The following is a 21,596-nucleotide window of genomic DNA, read 5'->3' on the forward strand; positions in this document are numbered from 1 at the left end:
CCATGGAAGGAGAACAGATAAGGCGCGTCCCCTTGCCACCCAACCCCTTCCCCCCTTCCGCTCTGGGGGTAAGGGGGCCGCCGCCCCCCTTCCGCTGTAGGACCCCAACAGCGACCCAACCCTTGTTACCTCAACCGGCTCTTCCCCAAGAGCCGGTTTTTCTTTTTCAAACTTAGCTGACAATTGCACCCTTGAGATTCATCCAGAGTAATCCGTCGCAATACATGAATGTATTGCTGCGATAATCAATGGCACCCACTTTTGAACACAGCGCCAACGTCGGCAACCCGATCAACGTGATCCAGACCGTGCCATTGCACAACCGGTATGTATTTAAGATACCGTCAAATTCCATGGTTCCTTCGGATGAGGACGGACACCCCCCCAACCCCAGCCCGAGGCCAAAACCGTACCAGTTCACGCCGTCGTAAAATTCCATGTTTTTGATCGTGCTGTTATAGCGCATCGACCCCGCCGGTTGCGCATGAGCCGAATTGGCAAAACAAACGATGCAAATTGTCATGATGTTTGCGAAAAACCACCGTACCCGCATAGTCATTTCCCCCGAAATCCGCCGTTTTCTAAAGCCCACAACGGAAGACGTGGCAACGGATATGCCAGCACACATGTGCATTGGCGAGGCGATCTATTCGCAAAATGAAAACAGAAAAACCAAACAAAAAACCCGGGCCTTTCGGACCGGGTTTTTAAAAGACGATAAAACGTCCACCTATTCGTCGCGGTGCGTGCGTTCCATGCGCTCATGACGTTCCTGAGCTTCAAGGCTCAGCGTTGCATTCGGGCGGGCTTCCAGACGGGCAACAGAAATCGGCTCACCCGTTTCTTCGCAATACCCATAGGAGCCATCCTCGATCCGCAACAATGCTTCATTGATTTTTGAAATCAATTTGCGTTCGCGGTCGCGGGTGCGCAGTTCCAGCGCATGATCGGTTTCCGCTGACGCGCGGTCCGCCATGTCCGGCTTTTGCAATTCTGTGCTTTGCAACGTGTTGTGAATGGTCTCGGACGATTCACGCAACAATTCTTCGCGCCATGCAATCAACTTGCGGCGGAAATATTCCAGCATCAGGGGATTCATAAAATCGCCCTTGTCCTTTTTCGGATCATAATCCGGCGGCAGGATGGTGGAGGTGCTATCGGTATTCTTTGCTTTTGTTTTTGTGGCCATGGCCCCATTCCTATGCTCTGAGGGGGTGTACATTAAACAGATTCAAATATATGGATTTCCGCCCCTCTCAGGCAAGCGGTAAAAATCCTTTGAATTCAATGATAAACAGATCTTTGCCGCTTTTCACGCTCCGGGATGGGGATCGGACCCGCCCAGCGCCATGCGCATCTTGGCGATTTCGATCTGCGCGCGCAGGTCAATTTCATCCAGAATCGCGGTCAAACCGGGGTCCTGGATACGCTCCCGGTGTTGCGCCACAACATCGGCAATGTTCAAAACATCCCCAACCGTCAACGTTCCGGTCAACAATCCCAGGCGAATAGCCTCCAACTGATCCAGAACATTATCCGCTCGGCCCACCATACGGCGGCGTGCGGCACGGGCGGCGGGATCTTCGACCTCCTGCGCGGCCAGCAGGGCATCCACCTGGGCAATCGCCCGGGCCGTTGCCGGGGCGGCGGTTTCCGCTGTCCCCCCCGTCATAAAATCACCAAAAGACGCCCCCGTCGCACCGGCCTTGTCTTTCGACCGGGTGGAGCTGGTTTGGGATGTTTTATTCGGGCCTTCAATCTTCATGGCAATACCAGTGACTTAAGGGAATAGTGAGGAAACGCGCGGGGGAAACACCCCCATTCCTTTCAGGATACCATTTTTATACGCAGCGCGGCACAGGCAATTTTTGCCGCTCTGCACGATCCAAAGGCAGGCTTTGCCCCAAACGCGCCCTTTCGCGCCCTCGCGCCATCATTAACACATTGTTTTTAAATAATAATTTTTAAGACACCCTCTGGCACGCCCCCTGCATCTATAGACCCGGAATAATAGCGTTCTCGGCTTATGGGAAGAATGATGCAAACAACGACATATAATATGCGAGCTTTGGTGCGCGGCCTGACCCTGGTGGGCCTGACCGTCATTTTGGGGGCCGTCATGGCCACCCCCGCTTTCACTAAAACCACCCGGATCAAGGACATCATCAATATTGAAGGCGTCCGTGACAACCAGCTGGTTGGATACGGTCTGGTCGTTGGCTTGAACGGCACGGGCGATTCGCTGAACAACGCCCCGTTCACCCGCCAATCCCTGACCGCCATGCTGGAACGTCTGGGCGTCAATGTTAAAGACGAAAAGCTGAACACCGGCAACATCGCCGCCGTTATGGTCACCGCGACCCTGCCCCCCTTTACCAACCAAGGTGGCCGCATTGATGTGACCGTGTCCGCCATGGGCGATGCCGACAGCCTGCAGGGCGGGACCTTGCTGGTCACGCCGTTGCTGGGCGCTGACAGCGAAGTCTATGCCGTGGCCCAAGGCCCGGTGAACATTGCAGGCTTTGCCGCCACCGGTGCCGCCGAAACCGTCACACAAAACACGCCGACCGCCGGTCGCATTCCGGGTGGCGCGATTGTTGAACGCGAACTGGATTTCCAACTGGCCGATTACACGCAAGTGCGTCTGGCCCTGCGTAACCCGGATTTCACGACCGCCCGTCGTATCGCCAGCGCCATTAACGGCTTCACCGCCACCAATGTGGCCACCGCCGAAAATGCTGCCAGCGTCGTCCTGAAAAAACCGTCCGGTTACAAAGGCTCGATCGTTGATCTGATCACTGATGTTGAACAACTGCCCGTACAGCCGGACCAGATCGCCCGCGTCGTGATTGACGAACGCAGCGGCGTGATTGTGATGGGGTCAGAAGTACGCATCAACACCGTTGCGATTGCCCAAGGCAACCTGACCATCAAAATCACGGAAACGCCGCAGGTATCTCAACCGAACCCGTTCGCGGAGCAAGGTGAAACCGTGGTCGTCCCGCGTACCGATGTTGAAGTCAATAATGGCGCGGATGTTCGCCTGGGCGTTCTGGACAGCGGCGTAACGTTGCAGGACCTGGTGACCGGCCTGAACCGCCTGGGCGTATCCCCCCGCGACATGATCACCATTCTACAGGCGATCAAAGCGGCCGGTGCCCTGCAAGCCGAAATCGACACACTGTAAGGAGGGATAAGCCATGAACAGTTTGATGACATCCCTGACCACCACCGACGCCCAGATCGCCATGGTTCGCAGCCAGGCCGAACAGGCCAAGCAAATGGCCGAAGCCATGAAAGCCAAGGGCATTAATATCGAGAAAATCGACGCCGCCGCGCGTGATTTCGAAGCCGTGTTCATCGCATCCATGATGAAACCGATGTTCGAGGGAATCGAGCCCGATCCCCTCTTCGGCGGTGGCAATGGTGAAGCGATTTTTAACGATTTGATGATCGATGAGTACGGCAAGAACATGGCCGCCAATGGTGGCCTGGGGATTGCCGATATGGTTCGCGCGGAAATGATCCGCCAGCAAGAAGGAGCTGTACAATGAGCACACAATCGAAAAATTTTGAACCCGCAATCACCCTGCCCGCCGACCCGGCCCGCGCCATGCAGGAAATGATGGAAACCATCGACAGCCTGCGCGCTGTTTACGTCGAGGAAAATGAAGCCCTGAACGCCGCGCGCACGCGCGATTTCATGGCCTTGCAACCACGCAAACTGGAAACCACTCGCGCCTATCACGACGGCATCAGCCAGATGATCGCACGCAAGAATGATTTCCTGAACGTTCATCCGGATTTGAAAAGCCTGTTCCGTCAGAAACAGGAAGCCTTCACCGTCGTGGCCGAAGAAAACATGGAAGCACTGGACCGTATGCGCCGCAGCGTGAACCGCCTGAATGAACGCATCATGGCGGCAGCCCGCAAATCGATGGAACGTGACGGCGTGAATTACGGTGCCCACGGCAAGATGAAGGGTTACCAGAGCACCGCCCCAATGACCCTGAACGAATCTGCGTAATCGTCACCGCACACACCATACGGGCAGAAGGCCAGAAAAGGACAGATCATGACGACAGAGATCAGTATGCAGATAACCCCACAAGCCAGACAATCCGCCCTGACGGGTGCGGGACTGACTGGCTCTGGCTTGGCTGGCAACGGCATGGGCGGCGCGCTGTCTTTTATCGACCTGATTTTTACGCAGATTAGCCCGGACGGTGGCATGGCCTTAACGCAGGAAAGCCAGAAGCAAAACGCACAAAACATCCAAGACGGCATGATTGATGCCCAAACCGTTTTGCTCGACACGTCCGCCACCACCATCATCAACACACGTCCGACGCAAATCAACGCCGATACAACACTGAATACGGATCAGGGCGATGACGTCATCGGGATGCTGGTAAACGACGCCCCGTTGAGCGAGGAAGCCGCAGCCTTTCTGGAAACACTGGCTCAGGCTCTGCGCCAGAATAATCCTGACGCGCCACCATCCAATGATATCCCACGGATTACAGAGCTGACCCCGGAGTCGCGAAAAACCCTGCTCTCCCGTCTGGAAACGCTGATTCAAGGACTGCCGCTGGATGATCAGACCATCACACTGCCGAAAACATCCAGTGATACGCTCAGCATCGATGCCCAGACAATTGCCGATGCGCAGCAGGCGCTGATCGCCACCGGATTGACACCGGAAGATATTACAAAAATTGTACAGGACATCCATGATGGCCGCGATCTGACCAATGAAACGGAAGGCGCAGCCCTGCTGTCCGTCATTATCAACATCCTGCCGCCGCAATCCGGATCCTCCGCGCGCAAGGCGCAGGATATTGTGATTATGCCGCGCTCCGGCAATCCGGTGACCAACACGACAACGCCGCCCAAATCCACAGGCACCAATACCAACGCTGGCGAACCGACCGTACAATCTTCGCTCAATGATCTTCTGGTCAATCCGGAGGAAACAACCTTCGTTGAAGATGATGGCCTGGTCGCAGGTGGAAAAACCAAAGGATTTGACGAAATTCTGCGCCTGATGGAAGCCGCGCAGAGCAACGGCAATACGAAAATGGCCGCAGGGCTTGAAAAAGCCCTGGCCGCCGTACAATCCGGCACATCCCCCTCCGCCGCACTCAGCGCCCAGGGCATGGATTTCATGAACGGCCTGGGCAGCCTGATCAATGACGGCTCTCTGGACGGTGTATTTCCGGATGGCGCGGAATGGGCCCGCAACCTGAATGGCCTCAGCGGCCTGAGCATTACGGGAACGGCAAGTTTGACCTCTCTGGTCACCAGCTCGGCAAATCCTGCCGCCCCGCACCCGGCAACACAGGCCGTCGCCATCGCGATTACGAAAACCGCCCAAGCCAACAGCGACAGCACCCTGTCCATGCGTCTGGACCCGCCAGACCTTGGAAAGCTTGAGGTTCACGTGCGTTTTTCGAAGGACAAGTCGATGAAAGCGCACATGGTTATCGAAAAACCGGAAACTTTTTTGATGCTGCAACGCGATTCCAGCGTTCTGGAACGATCCTTGCAAGAGGCAGGTATAGACACCGGGAATGGTGGGTTGAGTTTCGAACTGGCCGACCAATCCCATGACTGGAGCCGAGACGGAAATGGCCGCGGATACGAAGGCGGCGCAGGACGGAACGGCAAAGGCGCGGACGATGGCGAACAAGAGATCGTTATTGAAAGCACGATGAATTGGTACACCGACGCCGCGACCGGCATGCAGCGTTACGACATTCTGGCTTAATGGAGAGCCGCAGATGACAAGTGATGTAACATTAACAGGAGCGGCACAGGGCGTTGCGAAAACGCAAACCCAGTCCATTAAACTGGCGGAAGATTTTTCCCAGTTCCTGACCCTGTTGACCACACAGCTGCAGAACCAAGACCCGATGAACCCGATGGACTCCACCGAGTTCACGAACCAGTTGGTTCAGTTCAGCCAGGTTGAACAGGCCATCAACACCAACCAAAAACTGGATGACCTGCTCTCCTTGCAACTGGGCAGCATTTCCAGCGTTGCATTGGGTTATGTCGGCATGGATGTGACCTACACCAGCGCCGAAATGAACTGGGACGGCGCAAAACCGGTCGATATTTACTACAACCTGGAATCCGGTGCGAAAGTCGCAAAAGCCAACATCTACAACGAAAATGGTGATTTGGTCCGCAGCATGGAAATACCGAAAGCCGCTGGCCCGCAACAAGCCACATGGGACGGTAAAGACGATGACGGCAACGCGGTTCCGGAAGGAACATACAGCCTGAAAATTGATGCCGTTGGCACCGATGATAAACCAATCACCGAAATCGCCACCGCCGTATCCGGCAACGTGCGCGGTATCGAATCTCAAAACGGCGTCATCTTCCTGTTGATCGGTCAGCGCGCCGTCGCCCTGAACACCGTGATCCAGGCAAAAACCGCCACCACGCCAGAAGTAACCCCGCCGACGACAACGCCGGATGATGGAACGGATACTGGCGACACGGAAGCACCGGATGGGGAGGACACCGCATGATCCACCCCATGGCTTAACAAAACAGAATACGAATAAACAAAAACAAACAGACAGAACAGCAACAGTTAGAGAGTAAAAGGAGACAGAATATGAGCTTGTTTGGATCCCTTTTCACCGGCGTATCTGGTCTTGGTGCACAATCGCAATCCACGGCCATGATCGCCAACAACATCGCCAACGTCAGCACGGTCGGCTTCAAACGCTCCGAAGCCGCGTTCTACAGCTTGGTTACATCCGAAGGCCGTTCTTCCCGTTATTCACCGGGTACGGTTGCGGTAAACCGCGTACAACGCGTGAACCAACAGGGCCCAATTCAACAAACCGGCTCCACCACGGACGCCGCCATCTCCGGTAACGGGATGTTCACTGTAAAACGCGATACCACGGCTGGTCAGGAATTCCTGTACACCCGTTCCGGGTCGTTCAGTGAAGACGCACAGGGGTTGCTGCGCAACACCGCCGGTTTCGTTATGTATGCATGGCCACTGGATGCCAACGGCAACCTGCCTGCCAACCAGGGGGATTTGACGTCTCTGGTTCCGGCTGACGTTGCGTTCCTTGGCGGACTGACCCGTCCGACCACGTCCGGTGAAATTTCCCTGACGCTGAACGCGAACGAGATCGATGCCAAACTGGGCAACATCTCCACCACCCCGGCGGACTTCACCCGCGGCCTGACCGTGTATGACAGCCTCGGTTCCGCACAGGTTCTGACGTTCGAATACACCAAAACCTACGGCCCGCAAGGGACGTCGGCTGGCACGGTGTCTGACCTGTCCGCGACGGACAATCTGGTCACGGACCTCGGCATGACCGTCGGCAACAGCTTCTCGGTTGCAACGGATGCGGGCGGCCCGGCCACGTTTACCGTGACGTCCACATCGACGGTGAATGACATCCTGAACTTCGTCAACGGCATTCCGGGGGCTGAAGCCTTCCTGGGCAACGACGGAGAACTGGTGTTCCAACGCACTGAATTTGAAGGTGGTGCGGCCCAAACACTGACCGTTACCAACGTATCCGGTACGCCGTTAACGGCTCTGGGTATGACAGCCGGAACCTATGCCTCCAACGACCTGACCACGGCGACAGCCATCGCCACGGGCACGGTTGGCGGTCTGGTCGATGGCACACCGGGTCCGGCCACCACGCTGGCCTCTCTGGGGCTTGTGACGGGTAACACCTTAACCATCGACCTGGACGGCGCAGGCGCACCGGTAACGTTTACAGTGGATACTGGCGACGCCAACTTTGATGACGTTCAGGACATTCTGGACTTTATTGACGGTGTAACCGGCGTACCGGGATCGGCGATTATCAACGGCTCCGGCCAATTGGAAATCACCCACTCCAACGCATCCCCGAACGACGCCATTATTGGCTTCGGTGGTGTAAACGTCGCTGGCGCACTGGGTTTGAGCACAACGCAAACCTACTTCGCTGCTGGTTTCGGTAACGGATCTCCGGCGGACTCACCGCCGTACAGTTCCGGTGGCTATCCGGCCATGCAAAGCCTGCCAGGTGATGCGAATTACAACAGCCGCGGCTGGTGGAACGTTCGCGTTGTTCATCCGAACGGCACGACCCTGTCCAACGGCCTGATGAACTTCAATGGCGACGGTTCGATGAACGCGCTGCCGGACTCCAACGGCAACATCGACCTGAACCTGACCCAGATCGACTGGGGCAACGGCTCAACCCTGCAGAACATCGACATTGATGTTGAACGCTTCAACAGCTTTGCCGGCCAGTACAACGTGATCTTCTCCGACCAGAACGGGGCCGAACTGGGCCTGCGGACTGGGGTGGAGCTGACACGGGATGGCTACGTCGTCGCCCGCTTCTCGAACGGTGCGTCGGCACGCCTGTACAAGGTTCCGCTGGTGACGTTCTCCAACATCAACGGCCTGACCGAAGTATCCGGTACGGCCTACGCGGAAAGCGAATTGTCAGGTGAGGAAAACTTGCGTGAAGCCGGAACCGGCGGCGCAGGCTTCCTGGAACCCTCGACAATCGAATCCTCGAACGTTGACCTGGCCGATGAATTCGCGAAGCTGATTGTCAGCCAGCGGGCCTTCTCAGCCAACAGCAAAATCATCACCACGGTGGACCAGATGACCGAAGAGCTTCTGAGACTCCGATAATCCGCCGTAACCAGACATAACCGTTTCAAGAGATAAAAGTACGTAAGAAAGGACTAAAATCATGACCAACGATGTCGTATTGACCGCAGCCTTGCGCACAAACCTGCTGTCGCTGCAGAACACGCAAAGCCTGATCGATATTACCCAGAACCGTTTGGCCACGGGGAAGAAGATCAACTCCGCTCTGGATGGCCCGCAAGCGTTCTTCGCCTCTCAGGCGCTGAACAACCGCGCCAGCGATCTGGGCCGCCTGCTGGACTCCATTGGCCAGTCTATCCAGGTGATTAAAGCCGCCGACAACGGCGTCACCGCTTTGACCACCATGGTGGAACAAGCCGACGCCCTGGTCACCAGCGCCCGCGAAGAAGTGGCGAATGCACAAGCAGAAGCGAAAGTGACCGGAACAAAAGACTTGCGCAATATTGACGATCTGCGCGCCATTGTCGGTTGGCCAGCAGATGCCCTAACCCGTGTATCCTTCACACTCACCACAAAAGAAGGCATTGCACGACCAACTGGCGAATTCGCAACACCGTTAGTAACTGGCGCAACAACGAACATTGATGTGGCAGCAGGAACGTCCACACAAGAGTTTGTGGCACGACTGAACAGCATTGTTGACGCTGACGGCAATCACGTCATCAAGGCCGAGATTGATGCCAAAGGACAGCTGTCCGTTAAAACAACAAACGGCGACAGCTTAAACCTTAACTTCACAACAACAACAAACGACGATGTGACAAATCTTGGACTGGCAAATGCACTTGGCTTTGGCGATCAAGTCAGAATCATCGATAACGGCCCCGGTGACACAAACGTCAGCGTAACAGCCATTGCCGATACAGCTCTGCGATCTGTTGCATTGCATACCGGAACCACACCCCCGGTTATCGCTCAACGCAGTGCGCTGTTGAACGATCTGCGAAATGCATCCGGAACACCACTGTTTGACGTTGACACCACAGATACGTACGACATTGCCATTAACGGAGGTGCCGCACAGTCTATCAACCTGAACGGATTGAGCCTGCAAGGCTTCATTGACGCCATTAATAACAACGGCTCTTTGAATACAAAAATCAAAGCTGAATTCGATGAGGAAACTGGCCAGCTCTCAATTCGTCCAATCGACGGCTCTGTAAAGAGCATTACATTGGGCGCAACTGGTGATGCTGGTGACGGTGTCGAAGCTAACTTTGGCTTTGGAACGACCGATATTGACATCGGCGCAGCCGGAAGCATCGCAGAGCACATTACGTTCGGTGACTCCGTTGCAACATTGGCCAAGCTGGAAGCCGACTACAACAAACTGCGTGAACAGATCGATGCGCTGGTTACAAACGGCGACACGGGCTACCGTGGCACGAACTTGCTGTTCGGGGATGATCTGCTGACCGTCTTCAACGAAGACCGCACCAGTACTATCACAACCGAAGGTGTGACCTTTACCGCCGATGGCCTGGGTCTGGACGTTGCCGACTTCTCCCGTATCGACACGGTCGAAGCCAGCATTGAAAACGTTCGCGAAGCGCTGGAAACCGTGCGGAACTTTGGTTCCACACTGGCCAACGATTTGTCGGTTATCCAAGCCCGTCAAACATTCACCAGCTCGATGGTTACAACGTTGAAAGAGGGTTCCGCCCTGCTGGTCAACGCGGACCAAAACGAAGAAGGTGCGAAATTGCTGGCACTGCAAACACGTCAACAGCTGGGCGTTACCGCCCTGTCGCTGGCGTCGCAGTCCCAACAGGCTATCCTGCGTCTGTTCGGTTAATCGCCGACGATACAGGGATAGGACTCTGGCCTTACGGCGGAGGATGGACTCTAGCCCCCCACCTCCGCGGGCAGAACGCCCCAGTTCAGAACGGATAGTCGTAAGGACCCAGATCATAAGGGTACACCGGGAAACCGGTGTACCCTTAATCTTTATCTCTCTATAATTTTCTTAAAGGTCTTTCACCATCATCAAATTCAAATCATCATCGACGCACACAAACGCACCCTCGGCCACGCGGTCCATGTCATAGACCAGACCAAACCCATCCGGCACATACCCGCGCCGGACATACAGGCGTTGGGCTGATCCGAACCCGGCATGAAGGCCGACGGCCAGTCCGATCATGTCGCAGTTTTCTGATCGCGCATGGTCTTCGCATGATTGCACCAGTTGTTCGCCCACGCCGTCCCGGCGATGGTCGGGCAGGACGTAGAGATCCTGAATTTCATAAATTCCGGCACTGCGGAAAGGTTGATAGCGCGATTGACGGTTCAGCATGACATACCCGACGATGGTGCCGCCCATTTCGGCCACGAACATCACCCGGCGTTCGGCGGCAATTTCGCCCATACATTGTGCGAAATACCGATCATCCCGCACGCGGTCCATGCGCGGGCGCAGGGCGTTTAAAGCGGCCCCATCGGCATCAACAGCCATACGGATTGTGATTGTTTCGGCCATCACCTTGTTTTCCTTATCTTTTCACCCGTTGTGCGGAGCGCAAACCCGCTTTACAGGGTTTTCCCGAAACGGTAATGTGTCGGTTCCCAATTTATTGCAAAAACCGCAGGAAAACCATGTCTGTTGCTCAAGAAAAAACAACCGCAGAAATCGCCAATTCCGTAAAGGATATGAAGGAAATCGTCGCCCTGTGCAAACGCCGTGGCTTCGTCTTCCCCGCATCCGACATTTATGGCGGCCTGAACGGTTTTTGGGATTACGGCCCGTTGGGCGTTGAGCTGAAAAACAATTTGCGCGATTTGTGGTGGAAATGGATGGTCACCTGCCCGCCCGTTGGCCCGGATGGTCAACCGGTGGACATCGTCGGCATCGATTCCTCCATCATCCAGAACCCGAAAACATGGGAAGCATCCGGCCACGTTGGTGGTTTTTCCGACCCGATGGTGGATTGCCGCGAAACCAAATTGCGGTATCGCGCCGACCATTTGATCGCATACATGCCGAAAAACGGCGAAGGCAATGGTTATGCCTTCATGGAAAATGAAGAAGAAGATGTGATCGCCAAGCGCATCAAAAACCTGTCCGGCGGCAAGAGCATTGGCAATTTCGAAGCCACGCCGCTGGTCGACCTGCCGGTTACGGCCTACGCCACTATCGTTGGTCCGGACACGAAAACACCGGGTACATTGACCGAACCGAAACAATTCAACCTGATGTTCCACACCTTCGTCGGCGCCACGGGCGGCGATGATAACAAGGCGTATCTGCGCCCGGAAACGGCACAGGGCATCTTCCTGAACTTTAAAAACGTGCTGGATTCCAGCCGCGTGCGCGTGCCGTTTGGTATTGCGCAAGTGGGCAAGGCCTTCCGCAACGAGGTCAACCCGCGCAACTTCATCTTCCGTTCCCGTGAATTTGAACAGATGGAAATGGAGTGGTTCTGCCACCCGAGCGAAGCCAAAATGTGGCGCGATTTCTGGTTCGCGGAACGTCAAAAATTCTGGACCGCGATTGGCTTGGTCAGCGAAAACGTCCGCATGCGCGACCATGATAAAGATGAATTGTCCCACTATGCGAAGGAAGGTCTGGGCACCGCCGATATTGAATATCGCTTCCCCTTCACCGCGCCGGGCTTTGGCGAGTTGGAGGGCATTGCCCACCGTTGCAATTTCGATTTGACGCAGCACCAGAAACATTCCGGCGTCAAAATGGAATACACGGACCCGATGGACCCGAAAAACAAATTCATTCCGGACGTTATTGAGCCGGCCGCCGGCTTGACCCGTGGCGTTCTGGCCCTGCTGTGCGAAGCCTATACCCCGGACCCGAACCGTCCGTCCGGCGTGTACCTGAACCTGCACCCGGCACTGGCCCCGAAGAAGGCCGCCATCCTGCCGTTGACGGCGAAGGATCAACACCCGGTCATCGCCACGAAACTGTACATGGATATCCGCAACGAATTTGCGGTTGATCTGGACATCAAACAAAACATCGGCAAACGCTACGCCCGTCAGGACGAAATCGGCACGCCGTATTGCTTCACCATTGATGACCAAACGGTTGCCGATCAGACCGTAACGGTGCGTGAACGCAACACAATGTCGCAGGAACGGATTGGCTTGGACCATGTGGCCGAGTATCTGCGGAAAAATATCCGCAGCGTTTAAGCGCCCCCTACACACCCATTTTGGCATCCCCGCGAAAGCGGGGATGCTTTTTGGAAAAAACCCGCTCCTATCCCTTGGAACAGGCGGGTTTCTGCCAATTATTAACCATAACTTCACCCCTTCGCCCCCATAATAGGGCCAGTTCTATACACCAGAACCCGGAATCAGGGGTTTGAAGGGGGCCGTTATGGCAGAGAGTTTTGAAGAGTATCAGGCCAAAATCGAAAAGGCCGAAGCCTGCGAAGCCACCGAAAACGAAAGCCGCGCCCTGGCCATGGGTGAGGTCGACGAAAACGGTTACAGCGCAATCGATAAAAAGATCAACGACCAATACGACACCGACAAATACCAGACCGTGCGCACCGAAGTGGCGAATTGCTATGTCGGCATTGAACGTACACCAGGATTTCTGGACGAAATGGTCGGGTTTGCAAAAGATTCATTCGACAAGGCAGCCAACGCCGTGAAGTCGATCGAGGTTACACCGCAACTGGTCAAAGATGTCGATAGCGCTCTGGATCGCGCCAACACATCGGACAGCGAACAAAACCGTCGCTGGGATCGTCAGATTGCGGAATCCACTGGGCCGAGTATGTAAGATTTCGGAATCGGAGATAAGATTAGAGGGCGATACATATTGTTATCGCCCTCTTTCTATTTAAACCACCGGGGACAAACCGCAGGGTGTGTGCTCCAACCGATATCGGCTGCGCCCCGTCACAGGTTTCGTTTGCCCGTCATACAAAATGGGCAAAGATGGATAATGTGCCACATGTAAATCTGGCAAGGCGGGAACAGCGGCGGTGGCCCCTTCGCGTTCAAACTGGGTCAGGGCCAGAATACGGCCCGCGCCCGCCGCGCGGCCAAACATCAGATGCACCATCACGCTGCCATGCCCGGCACGTTTTTGCCCCTGACGGGTGCTGACCTGTTGCAGCTTTAAAATATTCTGGGTCGCATGGTCATGGAACGTCGCCGCCGCAACGATCACACCGTCATCATTGATGCGCAGAGCATAGGACGCCGTTTGATCCATCTGTAACAGCGGCATCGGATCAACCGCCCCGCGTTTGGATGCTGGGCGTAAAATAAATTCATTATCCGGATGTTTCGCAACCGCCGCCCTTAACCCATTCGCATCCGTAAAGATATTGGTGAAAAAGGTCATGGCAGCATCCAGCCCTTATAATCCGTAGCGGGACCAGAGGGCGCGATCTTCGACCGCAGCTATTGCGCCATCGACCAAAGCGGTTTCATCAAATGCAATCCCACCACTGCGCGCCGCCAGAAACGCGGGAACGAATGGCGGCTTTGCGGTGGTTTCAATCAATCGCACATCGGGGCCAAATTTTTCGCGCATCACGCCGCGCACATCGCCGATCCCGTCGATCAGGCCCAGATCGATGGCAGGCCGACCGATCCAGAAGCGGCCTTCGAACAATTCCGGCCCCGACCCGCGGATGGCATCGCCCCGGCGGGAGCGAACCCAGTCGATAAACTGTTCATGGATGCCCGCCTGAAGGTCTTTCAGACGCTCAACATCCTCTGGCTTTTCTGGGGAAAACGGATCGAGCATGGATTTATCCCGTCCCGCCGTGTAAAGGCGACGGGTAATCCCGAATTTGGAAATAAACCGATCCATACCAAAGCCGGCGGAAATCACGCCGATGGACCCGACAATCGAACAATCCTGCGCGTAAATTTTATCCCCGGCACAGGCGAGCCAGTACCCGCCCGATGCAGCCACATCCTCGACAAACGCGAAAACGGGAATGTCCTTTTCATCGGCCAGCTGACGCACCAGCCCGGCGATCAGCGAGGCCTGCGCCGGTGCCCCGCCGGGGGAATTGATGACCAAAGCCACGGCACGAACACCGCGCACGGCGAACGCCTTCTCCACCGCCTTGGACACCCGGGCATAGGACAGGGTGTTTTTCCGCATCCCGCCCATATCGGTCAGAACGCCGGACAAGCGTACAACGGCCACACGTGGCCCCTTATCGAAAATCCTGGCCAGAAGCGGCCCGATGACGGGCAAGCCTTCGGCCTTCTTCACATTGATCATTGGGGGATCGTCGCGGCCATTGTCGCGTTCAAAATCCCCATGGTCATCCCGGTCAAAATCATCATGTGCGTTCATGTTTCGATTCATACCAGATTCGCCCTCCCCCCTAAACAGGCATCAGAATAACCGTTCACCGTTTCGTAACACGGCGTCCGCTTTTTCCGTATACTCACCATTGGCTTCGTGCAGGACCAACCCGGCATGCAGGGTTGCCGGGGTCTTCCGATCCTTGACCGCCCGGATGACGACCCGCTTGGCCGCCTGCCCCATGCGTGGCCAGAGGGGGAAAATTTCCACCGCGCCGAACCGCCGGTTGCCCGTCCGCCCACACATGGCCTGAATGATTTCATCGGTCCGGTCGGCGCGGTGGATGATGGTCATCGACCCGCCGGATTTCAAATTCCGGAACGCGCAATCCACCCACACGCCGATATCCAGATCAAAATCCGCATGGCCCAGCGCCGTGGCGCGGCCCGTATCGGGCGATGGAGTCCACGTTCCCGCCTCCATAAAAGGTGGGTTGAAGATCACATGGTCAAATCGTTGTTTTGGATCAGAAACTTCGAATTCAGCAATATTGCCATGAATAAATTCGCACCGATCCGTATTGTTATTCAGGGCCGCATTTTTTCGTGCCAATTCAACATATTCATCCTGAATCTCAATCCCGCAGCCAAACACACCGGCCAAGCGTTTGAGAACACAGAAAATCGCTCCACCAACCCCGCATCCAAGGTCCAGCACCCGGTCGCCCGCCTTCGCCGGACACGCAGCGGCCAGCATCACGGAATCCAAAGACGTGCGGAACCCACCCTCACCCGGTTGCAACAGACGGACGGATTGGTTGAGGACATAAATCTCTTCAGGTGCGGCTTTCATGCCTTCACTATAAAACGAGCCCTTCCCCCTTGGAAAGGGGGGAGGGTTGGGTGGGGGGATAGAGCGCCCTCACCCAGCTCCGGCTAAGGCGTACCGCCTAAGCCGCCGCATCCCTCTCCCCCTTGACAGGGGGCGAGGGGTTTGTTTTTTGAGGAGCATAAAGGGACACCTGAAAACCATGCACACACTGAAAACTCTCTTCACCGGAAAATCCCTCCGCGCCTGGTTGATCATGGCGGCGGTTATTTTCGTACCCTTTATTCTGTGCTTCGCCTTTCAGGCCCCGCAAGTCGCCAAGGCCGCCACCACCGAAGCCGGAGCGGTGAAGGCCTTCATGCTGGACGGCACCAAGATGGCCCTGCTGACCAGTCTGGGCATTCTGGCCCTGCTCTGTTGCGGCCCGGCGGGTTATTTACATAGAAAAGACAGAACCACACTGGACAACCATGTCGGCACCACCACCCTCTGGACCGCGATCCTCAGCACCCTCCTCGGCATCGCCGCAGCCGCTTACGATATGACGACCGGGAACGGTGCCTGGCTGATGGGATTTTTGGCGACGACAGCGGTGACCTTTATCACCGTGATTATCCCGGCACTGATGGCCATGATCGGTTATTGGTTTCTGGCGGTCCGCACCAAGGATGGCCAGGCCGCTGCCCCGGCCTTTTCCATCCTTCTGGTTTTATGGAACATTGAGTGTTTCCTGATCGCCACCGGGCAAGCCGTACAGGCCGGTACCTGATAAATAATCAGGCTGGCCCAGCTTGATTAAACGCACCCCATCCATTAACACTTTGGGCATGATGATGACACCGCAAGCCGCCGCCAAGCCAAGCACCGAAACGATCCATCCGCTGGATCGGTTGTCGTCGTTGCTGGGGGATGATCTGGCCAAGGTCAATGATCTGATCATCGCGCGCATGGATTCACATGTGGCCCTGATCCCGCAATTGGCGGCATGGTTGATCGCCGCGGGCGGCAAGCGCATTCGCCCCCTGCTCACACTCGGCTGCACGCGCCTTTACGGTTACACCGGCGACCGTCCGTTTGGATTGTCGGCCGCCGTTGAATTTATCCATACCGCCACCCTGCTGCACGATGATGTCGTGGATGAAAGCATCGAACGCCGGGGCAAGCCATCGGCCAACATGGTGTTTGGCAATCAGGCCAGCGTTCTGGTCGGTGATTTCCTGTTCTGCCGTTCATTCCAGTTGATGGTGGATGACGGATCGATTGATGTGTTGCGCATCCTGTCCGACGCATCGGCCACCATTGCGGAGGGCGAGGTTCTGCAACTCTCCGCCGCGAATGATTTGTCCACGGGCATGGAAAAATATACGGCGATTATCGAAGCCAAAACCGCCGCTCTGTTCGCCGCCGCGTGCGAAGTCGGCCCGATTATTGCGGGCGCTGATGCAACGGCGCAAAAAGCCATGCGCGATTTCGGGTATTACCTCGGCATGGCGTTCCAGATCGCGGATGATGTTCTGGATTACAGCGCCAACCGCGAAAAATTGGGCAAGACTGTCGGCGATGATTTCCGCGAAGGAAAATTGACCGCGCCCGTGCTCATGGCACTGGAACGCGCCGATGAAACCGAACGCGAATTTTGGGCCCGCACCATGGAACGCCGCGAACAGACGGACGCCGATCTGGCCACCGCGCAAGCCTTGCTGGTCAAGCATGATGCCTTAAATCGTGGCCTGGCACTGGCCCGTGAATACGAAGCCAAGGCGCGCACCGCCCTGCACACCGCCCCGAAAAACGCCGTCCGCGATGCGCTGGATGACGTTTTGTCATTTGCCGTTGGGCGCGATCACTGATTGCCGGGTTGCGCCCGGCCCACCCCGGCCCTCTTTTGCACCGCCCCGGCCACACAACACGCACTCTATGCCAAAGGCTAGGATTGGCGGATTTCCTCATTTTTTTGATATTTTTCTAGCCCAAACCCCGCAAAGCCCCTAAAAACGCTTGCGGTGAACAAAAATATGGATTATGTTAAACAAAATTTCTGATAGAGGGTGCGTATTATGAGCGTAAACAAAAAACTGATCGGTGCCACATCCGCCTTTGCCTTGGCCTGTGGTCTGGTGGCCTGTGGAGACAGCGAAATCTCCGCGGATAAAGCCTTCTGCCAGATTGATGAAGGTGCCAAATACCCGGTGCAGATTATCAGCGCATTTGATGGCGCCCTGGTCCGCGAAGGCACGGAAAAAGCCTTCCCGGTCGACCGCGAAGCCGGCACCTGCTCTGTTCCGCAGGACAATAAAAGCGGGTCTTATTTCATCTACCAGCTGAAACACTAAGCCCACAGGGTGTAACACCCCGACCAAAACCGACAAAGCCCCCGGATCAGGGGGGTTTTTCATGGTCTTTTTCGCCTGTTTTTCAATAAGCCAATTGACAGCCCGGCCCGATTTACGCTACCTCTCTGGCCTTGCTTGGATCGGGGCGTAGCTCAGCTTGGTAGAGCGCTACGTTCGGGACGTAGAGGCCGGAGGTTCGAATCCTCTCGCCCCGACCATTTAAATAAAAGCCCCCGTTTGGGGGCTTTTTTATTCCCCCACTCTGCCGCGTATCTGCGTATTCAAAAAAAGGAATTGTTGCCTCATTGAAAAAAAATTAGTAAGTTTTAACTTACTATTAGGAAAATAAGCAGATGATTAAACTGTTAGTCTATAGAACAGAACACGGCGTTGAACCCTACAAAGAGTTTCTGCAACGTATCAAAGACCCCAAAGCCAAATCAGCCGTCGTCATGGCTCAATTAAACATGGAGCGCGGCCTACCTGGCGACGTCAAATCACTTGGTGGGGGTTTAAAAGAAAAACGCATTCAGGCTGGAGCCGGTTATCGCATTTACTTCTATAACGATGGACAGGACATCATCATATTGCTTGGAGGAAGCAGCAAAAAAGATCAGCAAAGGGAAATTGAAAACGCAAAGTCTTACCTCAAAGACTATAAACGGCAAAAAAATGCCTTGAGTAAAAAGGAAGACATATCATGAGATACGCAAATGAAGTGATCGTAGAAGAGTTACGTAATGACAGGGAGTTTTTAAAAGCTCATCTGGCGAACGCGATTCTTTGCTTGTTCAACCGTCAATTACCGCTTGCCTGCATCATGCTGCGCGACATTGTAAATGCAACGATCGGGTTTCCAGGATTGGCTGAAAAATTCGGCCGCACTGACAAGGGTAAGGGACTGATGCAAATGCTGACAGAAAAGTCCAACCCGACGTCCGAAAATCTTTTTAGAATTATTGCGGAGATCATGGAGCACGAAGGCTTATCATTCTCAGGTGCCGATATTAAGGACGCCGCATAATCAAAGAACAAGCCCCGTTATAACGGGGCTTGTTTTCTATGCCCACGGCCGCATTCAAACGCATTTAAATTAAATTCAAACATCGAGCACATACACGCCATATACCGCAGAAATCTGCGCTATGTTCATTAGCTAATTTGAAAAACGCAACAACCGCGCAATAAACCTATCCCCCAAAATATTATCCTTAAGGTTTCCCTGTAGACTGAATGTACTACCCTTAATGGTCGATATCAGGTGTACACCGAAGATCGAAAGGATAAAAAAATGTTTAGACCATCTTATATTTTGCCCGGTGTGGCGGCGGTGATGCTGTTGGCATCGACGGCGGCGCATGCGGCCGGATATGAATGGAAACGCGTTGATTACCAATACCTGCAAAGCGTTTCCGAAAAAGAGCGCGGCATGTTGCGTATTTATAAAGATTACGAAGAACGCGAGCCGTGCCAAAATTACCGCGAGCTTCCGCCCGAGGTAAAATACGTGGATTGTAAATTGTATCACCGCGTAGCAATCCCAGATCCACCACCCCCACCCGCTCCGCCACCGGCTCCCGAGCCTCCGAAAGTTGTGTCCAGCTATGAAATCTTCTTCCCACTGGACAGCACGGCTCTGGATCTGCAGGCCAATGCCATGGTTGATAAAGCCGCTGCCGACATTGCGCTGTATCAACCCAGCACCGTGATTGTGGCCGGGTATACCGACACGTCCGGCGCGGCGGATTATAATGACCAGTTGTCTGCCAACCGGGCCATGGCGGTGTCTGCCGCGTTGAGCCAGCGTGGCATCCCGAACACGGCGATGGACCTGGAGGCTCACGGTCAGAATGACCTGAAAGTGCCGACAGCGGACGATGTTCACGAGCCGCAAAACCGCCGCACGGTCATTCATTTCATGAAATAGGCGACGGCAACACATCGGCCTGCAAAGCCCCCGGTTTATAGCCGGGGGCTTTTTTGGCCTTATACCCTGCAGGGGTACTTGACGAAGATACCCCCACAGGGTATATAATGGGGTATATGGAGACAGAACATGACTGAAACTGCGCACCCGCACGAACACGCCGCCCACACGGACCAGATTCCGCGCCTGAACCGCATTGCCGGACAGGTTGAAGGGGTGAAGAAGATGATTACCGAGGAGCGTTATTGCCCCGACATCATCACCCAATTGCGCGCCATTCGCGCCGCGATCAAAACCATCGAGGCCAATATTCTGGAACGCCATCTGCATTCCTGCGTTGCCGGCACAATTGCCAGCGGCGACAAAGACGAAGCCGCCACAATGATCGAAGAGATCAAAGATCTGTTTAAGCGTTTTGAACTGGATTAAATCATGAAGAATTGCTGTTCCGGAAAAGATGTCTTCGCCCCTACGCCGGCCCCCGCCACTGCGGGTCATGTTCATGGGCACGGGCATGATCATGGCGGCACGACGGATATGTCTGGCTGTTGCGCGATGCCGTCGGAAAAACAACGCCCGGATTACCTGCTCTGGGGATCTGGTTCTATTATTATTGCCGGCGTGTCTGCACACCTGATTTGCAACAGCCTGGATATTACCGCACCGCTGGTTCATCATTTTGGCCATGCCGTTCTCGATCTGGTCAGCATGATGTGGTGGGGCGTTATTCTCGGACTTGTCGTCGTTGGTTTAATGAGCCGCGTACCGCGTGAATATTTCACGGCGATGCTGGGGCGCGGCGATAGTGTTGGCGGCATTTTCCGTGCGGCCGCCGCCGGATTGCTGCTCGACCTCTGCTCCCACGGGATTTTGATGGTCGGCGCGAAATTGTATGAACGCGGTGCCAGTTTGGGTCAGGTGATGACGTTCCTGATCGCCAGCCCGTGGAACTCTTTCTCTCTCACCCTGATCCTGATCGCCATGGTCGGTTTCAAATGGACGCTGGTGTTTATTCTGGCCTCCGCCGTCATTGCGATTGTTACGGGCTTTATGTATCTGGCCCTGACCCGGGCGGGCATATTGCCGGAAAACCCGAACAAAACGAATTTACCGGATGGGTTTAACATGATGGCCGATGCCAAAGCGCGTTTGAAACATTTCAAATTCACCCGCAGCTTTGCCGCTGATGTTCTGCGCCATGGCTGGATGGACGGGAAAATGGTTTTGCGTTGGCTGGCCTTCGGTATCGTTTTGGCCGCGTTGATCCGCACCTTTGTACCGATGGATACGTTTGCCACATGGTTTGGGCCGACGATTGCTGGCTTGTTCCTGACCTTGCTCGCCACGACGTTGATTGAGGTCTGTTCCGAAGGGTCCACCCCGATTGGGGCCGACCTAGTCACCCGCGCCGCCGCGCCGGGGAATGGCTTTGCCTTCCTGATGGCCGGGGTATCGACAGATTATACCGAGATGATGGTCCTGCGCGATATGACGAAATCGTGGAAGATTGCGCTGTCCTTGCCGCTGCTGACCGTGCCGCAAATTCTGGTGCTGGGATGGATTATGAACCAGTTCGGGGCGGGCGGTTAACATCACTCCATAGGG

24 protein-coding genes and 1 tRNA gene are annotated in these 21,596 nt (G+C 55.2%); 18 read left to right on the top strand and 7 right to left on the bottom strand.

Annotated features, from left to right (window positions below; all coding sequences use genetic code 11):
* Nucleotides 1-172 precede the first annotated feature (172 nt).
* From MICA_RS08125 to MICA_RS08140, 3 genes are all read right to left on the bottom strand, one after another.
* On the bottom strand, nt 173-523 hold the full coding sequence (locus tag MICA_RS08125; protein WP_236619884.1) for a hypothetical protein: 351 nt from the start codon (nt 521-523) through the stop codon (nt 173-175).
* A gap of 207 nt (nt 524-730) precedes the next feature.
* Entirely contained in the window at nt 731-1,189 is a 459-nt protein-coding gene (gene dksA, locus MICA_RS08135; RefSeq protein WP_014103257.1) for an RNA polymerase-binding protein DksA, read from the bottom strand.
* A 123-nt stretch (nt 1,190-1,312) separates the two neighbouring features.
* A complete protein-coding gene (locus tag MICA_RS08140; RefSeq protein ID WP_014103258.1) occupies nt 1,313-1,765 on the bottom strand; it encodes a flagellar assembly protein FliX in 453 nt (150 codons plus the stop codon).
* A gap of 270 nt (nt 1,766-2,035) precedes the next feature.
* Between MICA_RS08140 and MICA_RS08145 the strand changes: the two genes are divergently transcribed.
* The 7 genes from MICA_RS08145 to MICA_RS08175 all read left to right on the top strand — a co-directional run bounded on the left by MICA_RS08145 (nt 2,036) and on the right by MICA_RS08175 (nt 10,460).
* Nucleotides 2,036-3,187: a flagellar basal body P-ring protein FlgI gene (locus tag MICA_RS08145; RefSeq protein WP_041793944.1), complete on the top strand. Its 1,152-nt coding sequence runs from the start codon at nt 2,036-2,038 to the stop codon at nt 3,185-3,187.
* Nucleotides 3,188-3,200: 13 nt separating this feature from the next.
* Nucleotides 3,201-3,554: a rod-binding protein gene (locus tag MICA_RS08150; protein WP_014103260.1), complete on the top strand. Its 354-nt coding sequence runs from the start codon at nt 3,201-3,203 to the stop codon at nt 3,552-3,554.
* Nucleotides 3,551-4,027 carry a flagellar protein FlgN gene (locus MICA_RS08155; RefSeq protein ID WP_014103261.1) on the top strand — a complete coding sequence of 159 codons (477 nt, stop codon included), beginning with the start codon at nt 3,551-3,553 and terminating at the stop codon, nt 4,025-4,027. Before MICA_RS08150 ends, MICA_RS08155 begins: the two co-directional genes overlap by 4 nt.
* A 48-nt stretch (nt 4,028-4,075) precedes the next feature.
* Nucleotides 4,076-5,770: a flagellar hook-length control protein FliK gene (locus MICA_RS08160; protein ID WP_014103262.1), complete on the top strand. Its 1,695-nt coding sequence runs from the start codon at nt 4,076-4,078 to the stop codon at nt 5,768-5,770.
* Nucleotides 5,771-5,783: 13 nt separating this feature from the next.
* A complete protein-coding gene (locus MICA_RS08165; RefSeq protein ID WP_014103263.1) occupies nt 5,784-6,542 on the top strand; it encodes a flagellar hook assembly protein FlgD in 759 nt (252 codons plus the stop codon).
* 89 nt (nt 6,543-6,631) lie between these two features.
* Complete coding sequence (locus MICA_RS08170) at nt 6,632-8,686, top strand: flagellar hook-basal body complex protein (protein WP_014103264.1); 2,055 nt, start codon at nt 6,632-6,634, stop codon at nt 8,684-8,686.
* A gap of 61 nt (nt 8,687-8,747) precedes the next feature.
* Nucleotides 8,748-10,460, top strand: coding sequence for a flagellin N-terminal helical domain-containing protein (locus MICA_RS08175; protein WP_014103265.1), 1,713 nt, complete (start codon nt 8,748-8,750; stop codon nt 10,458-10,460).
* A gap of 171 nt (nt 10,461-10,631) precedes the next feature.
* On the opposite strand, the gene MICA_RS08180 is transcribed toward MICA_RS08175, so the two are convergent.
* Nucleotides 10,632-11,144: a GNAT family N-acetyltransferase gene (locus tag MICA_RS08180; protein WP_014103266.1), complete on the bottom strand. Its 513-nt coding sequence runs from the start codon at nt 11,142-11,144 to the stop codon at nt 10,632-10,634.
* Nucleotides 11,145-11,260: 116 nt separating this feature from the next.
* Between MICA_RS08180 and MICA_RS08185 the strand changes: the two genes are divergently transcribed.
* Nucleotides 11,261-12,811: a glycine--tRNA ligase gene (locus tag MICA_RS08185; protein WP_014103267.1), complete on the top strand. Its 1,551-nt coding sequence runs from the start codon at nt 11,261-11,263 to the stop codon at nt 12,809-12,811.
* Nucleotides 12,812-12,998: 187 nt separating this feature from the next.
* On the top strand, nt 12,999-13,409 hold the full coding sequence (locus tag MICA_RS08190) for a hypothetical protein (RefSeq protein WP_014103268.1): 411 nt from the start codon (nt 12,999-13,001) through the stop codon (nt 13,407-13,409).
* A 60-nt stretch (nt 13,410-13,469) separates the two neighbouring features.
* On the opposite strand, the gene MICA_RS08195 is transcribed toward MICA_RS08190, so the two are convergent.
* Genes MICA_RS08195 through MICA_RS08205 form a run of 3 tightly spaced genes read right to left on the bottom strand, consistent with a single transcriptional unit; the run spans nt 13,470 to nt 15,755 of the window.
* The gene (locus tag MICA_RS08195) at nt 13,470-13,979 is read right to left on the bottom strand and encodes a hypothetical protein (RefSeq protein ID WP_014103269.1); all 510 of its coding nucleotides are present in this window, start codon (nt 13,977-13,979) and stop codon (nt 13,470-13,472) included.
* Nucleotides 13,980-13,994: 15 nt separating this feature from the next.
* Entirely contained in the window at nt 13,995-14,963 is a 969-nt protein-coding gene (locus MICA_RS08200; protein ID WP_014103270.1) for a S49 family peptidase, read from the bottom strand.
* A 30-nt stretch (nt 14,964-14,993) separates the two neighbouring features.
* Entirely contained in the window at nt 14,994-15,755 is a 762-nt protein-coding gene (locus tag MICA_RS08205; RefSeq protein WP_014103271.1) for a tRNA1(Val) (adenine(37)-N6)-methyltransferase, read from the bottom strand.
* Nucleotides 15,756-15,933: 178 nt separating this feature from the next.
* Here MICA_RS08205 and MICA_RS08210 point away from each other — a divergent pair, with 178 nt between their 5' ends.
* From MICA_RS08210 to MICA_RS08250, 9 genes are all read left to right on the top strand, one after another.
* A complete protein-coding gene (locus tag MICA_RS08210; protein WP_014103272.1) occupies nt 15,934-16,500 on the top strand; it encodes a hypothetical protein in 567 nt (188 codons plus the stop codon).
* Nucleotides 16,501-16,522: 22 nt separating this feature from the next.
* The gene (locus MICA_RS08215) at nt 16,523-17,581 is read left to right on the top strand and encodes a polyprenyl synthetase family protein (RefSeq protein WP_014103273.1); all 1,059 of its coding nucleotides are present in this window, start codon (nt 16,523-16,525) and stop codon (nt 17,579-17,581) included.
* Between the two features lie 207 nt (nt 17,582-17,788).
* Nucleotides 17,789-18,064: a hypothetical protein gene (locus tag MICA_RS08220; protein ID WP_014103274.1), complete on the top strand. Its 276-nt coding sequence runs from the start codon at nt 17,789-17,791 to the stop codon at nt 18,062-18,064.
* 141 nt (nt 18,065-18,205) lie between these two features.
* Nucleotides 18,206-18,282 (top strand) — tRNA-Pro (locus MICA_RS08225).
* 135 nt (nt 18,283-18,417) lie between these two features.
* Nucleotides 18,418-18,768, top strand: a complete 351-nt coding sequence (locus MICA_RS08230) for a type II toxin-antitoxin system RelE/ParE family toxin (RefSeq protein WP_014103275.1) — start codon at nt 18,418-18,420, stop codon at nt 18,766-18,768.
* Nucleotides 18,765-19,088 carry a hypothetical protein gene (locus tag MICA_RS08235; RefSeq protein WP_049782123.1) on the top strand — a complete coding sequence of 108 codons (324 nt, stop codon included), beginning with the start codon at nt 18,765-18,767 and terminating at the stop codon, nt 19,086-19,088. Before MICA_RS08230 ends, MICA_RS08235 begins: the two co-directional genes overlap by 4 nt.
* A 267-nt stretch (nt 19,089-19,355) precedes the next feature.
* Entirely contained in the window at nt 19,356-19,991 is a 636-nt protein-coding gene (locus MICA_RS08240) for an OmpA family protein (protein WP_014103277.1), read from the top strand.
* Between the two features lie 129 nt (nt 19,992-20,120).
* Nucleotides 20,121-20,420 (top strand): metal-sensitive transcriptional regulator, encoded by a 300-nt coding sequence (locus MICA_RS08245; RefSeq protein WP_014103278.1) that lies wholly within the window; start codon nt 20,121-20,123, stop codon nt 20,418-20,420.
* Between the two features lie 3 nt (nt 20,421-20,423).
* Entirely contained in the window at nt 20,424-21,581 is a 1,158-nt protein-coding gene (locus MICA_RS08250) for a permease (protein ID WP_014103279.1), read from the top strand.
* Nucleotides 21,582-21,596 lie beyond the last annotated feature (15 nt).

Origin of the sequence: Micavibrio aeruginosavorus ARL-13, assembly GCF_000226315.1 — a bacterium.
GTDB lineage: Bacteria > Pseudomonadota > Alphaproteobacteria > Micavibrionales > Micavibrionaceae > Micavibrio > Micavibrio aeruginosavorus_B.

Coding starts and splice junctions, on each gene's coding strand:
- MICA_RS08125 (WP_236619884.1), bottom strand. CDS start 523: ATGACAATTTGCATCGTTTGTTTTGCCAATTCGGCTCATGCGCAACCG.
- dksA (WP_014103257.1), bottom strand. CDS start 1,189: ATGGCCACAAAAACAAAAGCAAAGAATACCGATAGCACCTCCACCATC.
- MICA_RS08140 (WP_014103258.1), bottom strand. CDS start 1,765: ATGAAGATTGAAGGCCCGAATAAAACATCCCAAACCAGCTCCACCCGG.
- MICA_RS08145 (WP_041793944.1), top strand. CDS start 2,036: ATGATGCAAACAACGACATATAATATGCGAGCTTTGGTGCGCGGCCTG.
- MICA_RS08150 (WP_014103260.1), top strand. CDS start 3,201: ATGAACAGTTTGATGACATCCCTGACCACCACCGACGCCCAGATCGCC.
- MICA_RS08155 (WP_014103261.1), top strand. CDS start 3,551: ATGAGCACACAATCGAAAAATTTTGAACCCGCAATCACCCTGCCCGCC.
- MICA_RS08160 (WP_014103262.1), top strand. CDS start 4,076: ATGACGACAGAGATCAGTATGCAGATAACCCCACAAGCCAGACAATCC.
- MICA_RS08165 (WP_014103263.1), top strand. CDS start 5,784: ATGACAAGTGATGTAACATTAACAGGAGCGGCACAGGGCGTTGCGAAA.
- MICA_RS08170 (WP_014103264.1), top strand. CDS start 6,632: ATGAGCTTGTTTGGATCCCTTTTCACCGGCGTATCTGGTCTTGGTGCA.
- MICA_RS08175 (WP_014103265.1), top strand. CDS start 8,748: ATGACCAACGATGTCGTATTGACCGCAGCCTTGCGCACAAACCTGCTG.
- MICA_RS08180 (WP_014103266.1), bottom strand. CDS start 11,144: ATGGCCGAAACAATCACAATCCGTATGGCTGTTGATGCCGATGGGGCC.
- MICA_RS08185 (WP_014103267.1), top strand. CDS start 11,261: ATGTCTGTTGCTCAAGAAAAAACAACCGCAGAAATCGCCAATTCCGTA.
- MICA_RS08190 (WP_014103268.1), top strand. CDS start 12,999: ATGGCAGAGAGTTTTGAAGAGTATCAGGCCAAAATCGAAAAGGCCGAA.
- MICA_RS08195 (WP_014103269.1), bottom strand. CDS start 13,979: ATGACCTTTTTCACCAATATCTTTACGGATGCGAATGGGTTAAGGGCG.
- MICA_RS08200 (WP_014103270.1), bottom strand. CDS start 14,963: ATGAATCGAAACATGAACGCACATGATGATTTTGACCGGGATGACCAT.
- MICA_RS08205 (WP_014103271.1), bottom strand. CDS start 15,755: ATGAAAGCCGCACCTGAAGAGATTTATGTCCTCAACCAATCCGTCCGT.
- MICA_RS08210 (WP_014103272.1), top strand. CDS start 15,934: ATGCACACACTGAAAACTCTCTTCACCGGAAAATCCCTCCGCGCCTGG.
- MICA_RS08220 (WP_014103274.1), top strand. CDS start 17,789: ATGAGCGTAAACAAAAAACTGATCGGTGCCACATCCGCCTTTGCCTTG.
- MICA_RS08230 (WP_014103275.1), top strand. CDS start 18,418: ATGATTAAACTGTTAGTCTATAGAACAGAACACGGCGTTGAACCCTAC.
- MICA_RS08235 (WP_049782123.1), top strand. CDS start 18,765: ATGAGATACGCAAATGAAGTGATCGTAGAAGAGTTACGTAATGACAGG.
- MICA_RS08240 (WP_014103277.1), top strand. CDS start 19,356: ATGTTTAGACCATCTTATATTTTGCCCGGTGTGGCGGCGGTGATGCTG.
- MICA_RS08245 (WP_014103278.1), top strand. CDS start 20,121: ATGACTGAAACTGCGCACCCGCACGAACACGCCGCCCACACGGACCAG.
- MICA_RS08250 (WP_014103279.1), top strand. CDS start 20,424: ATGAAGAATTGCTGTTCCGGAAAAGATGTCTTCGCCCCTACGCCGGCC.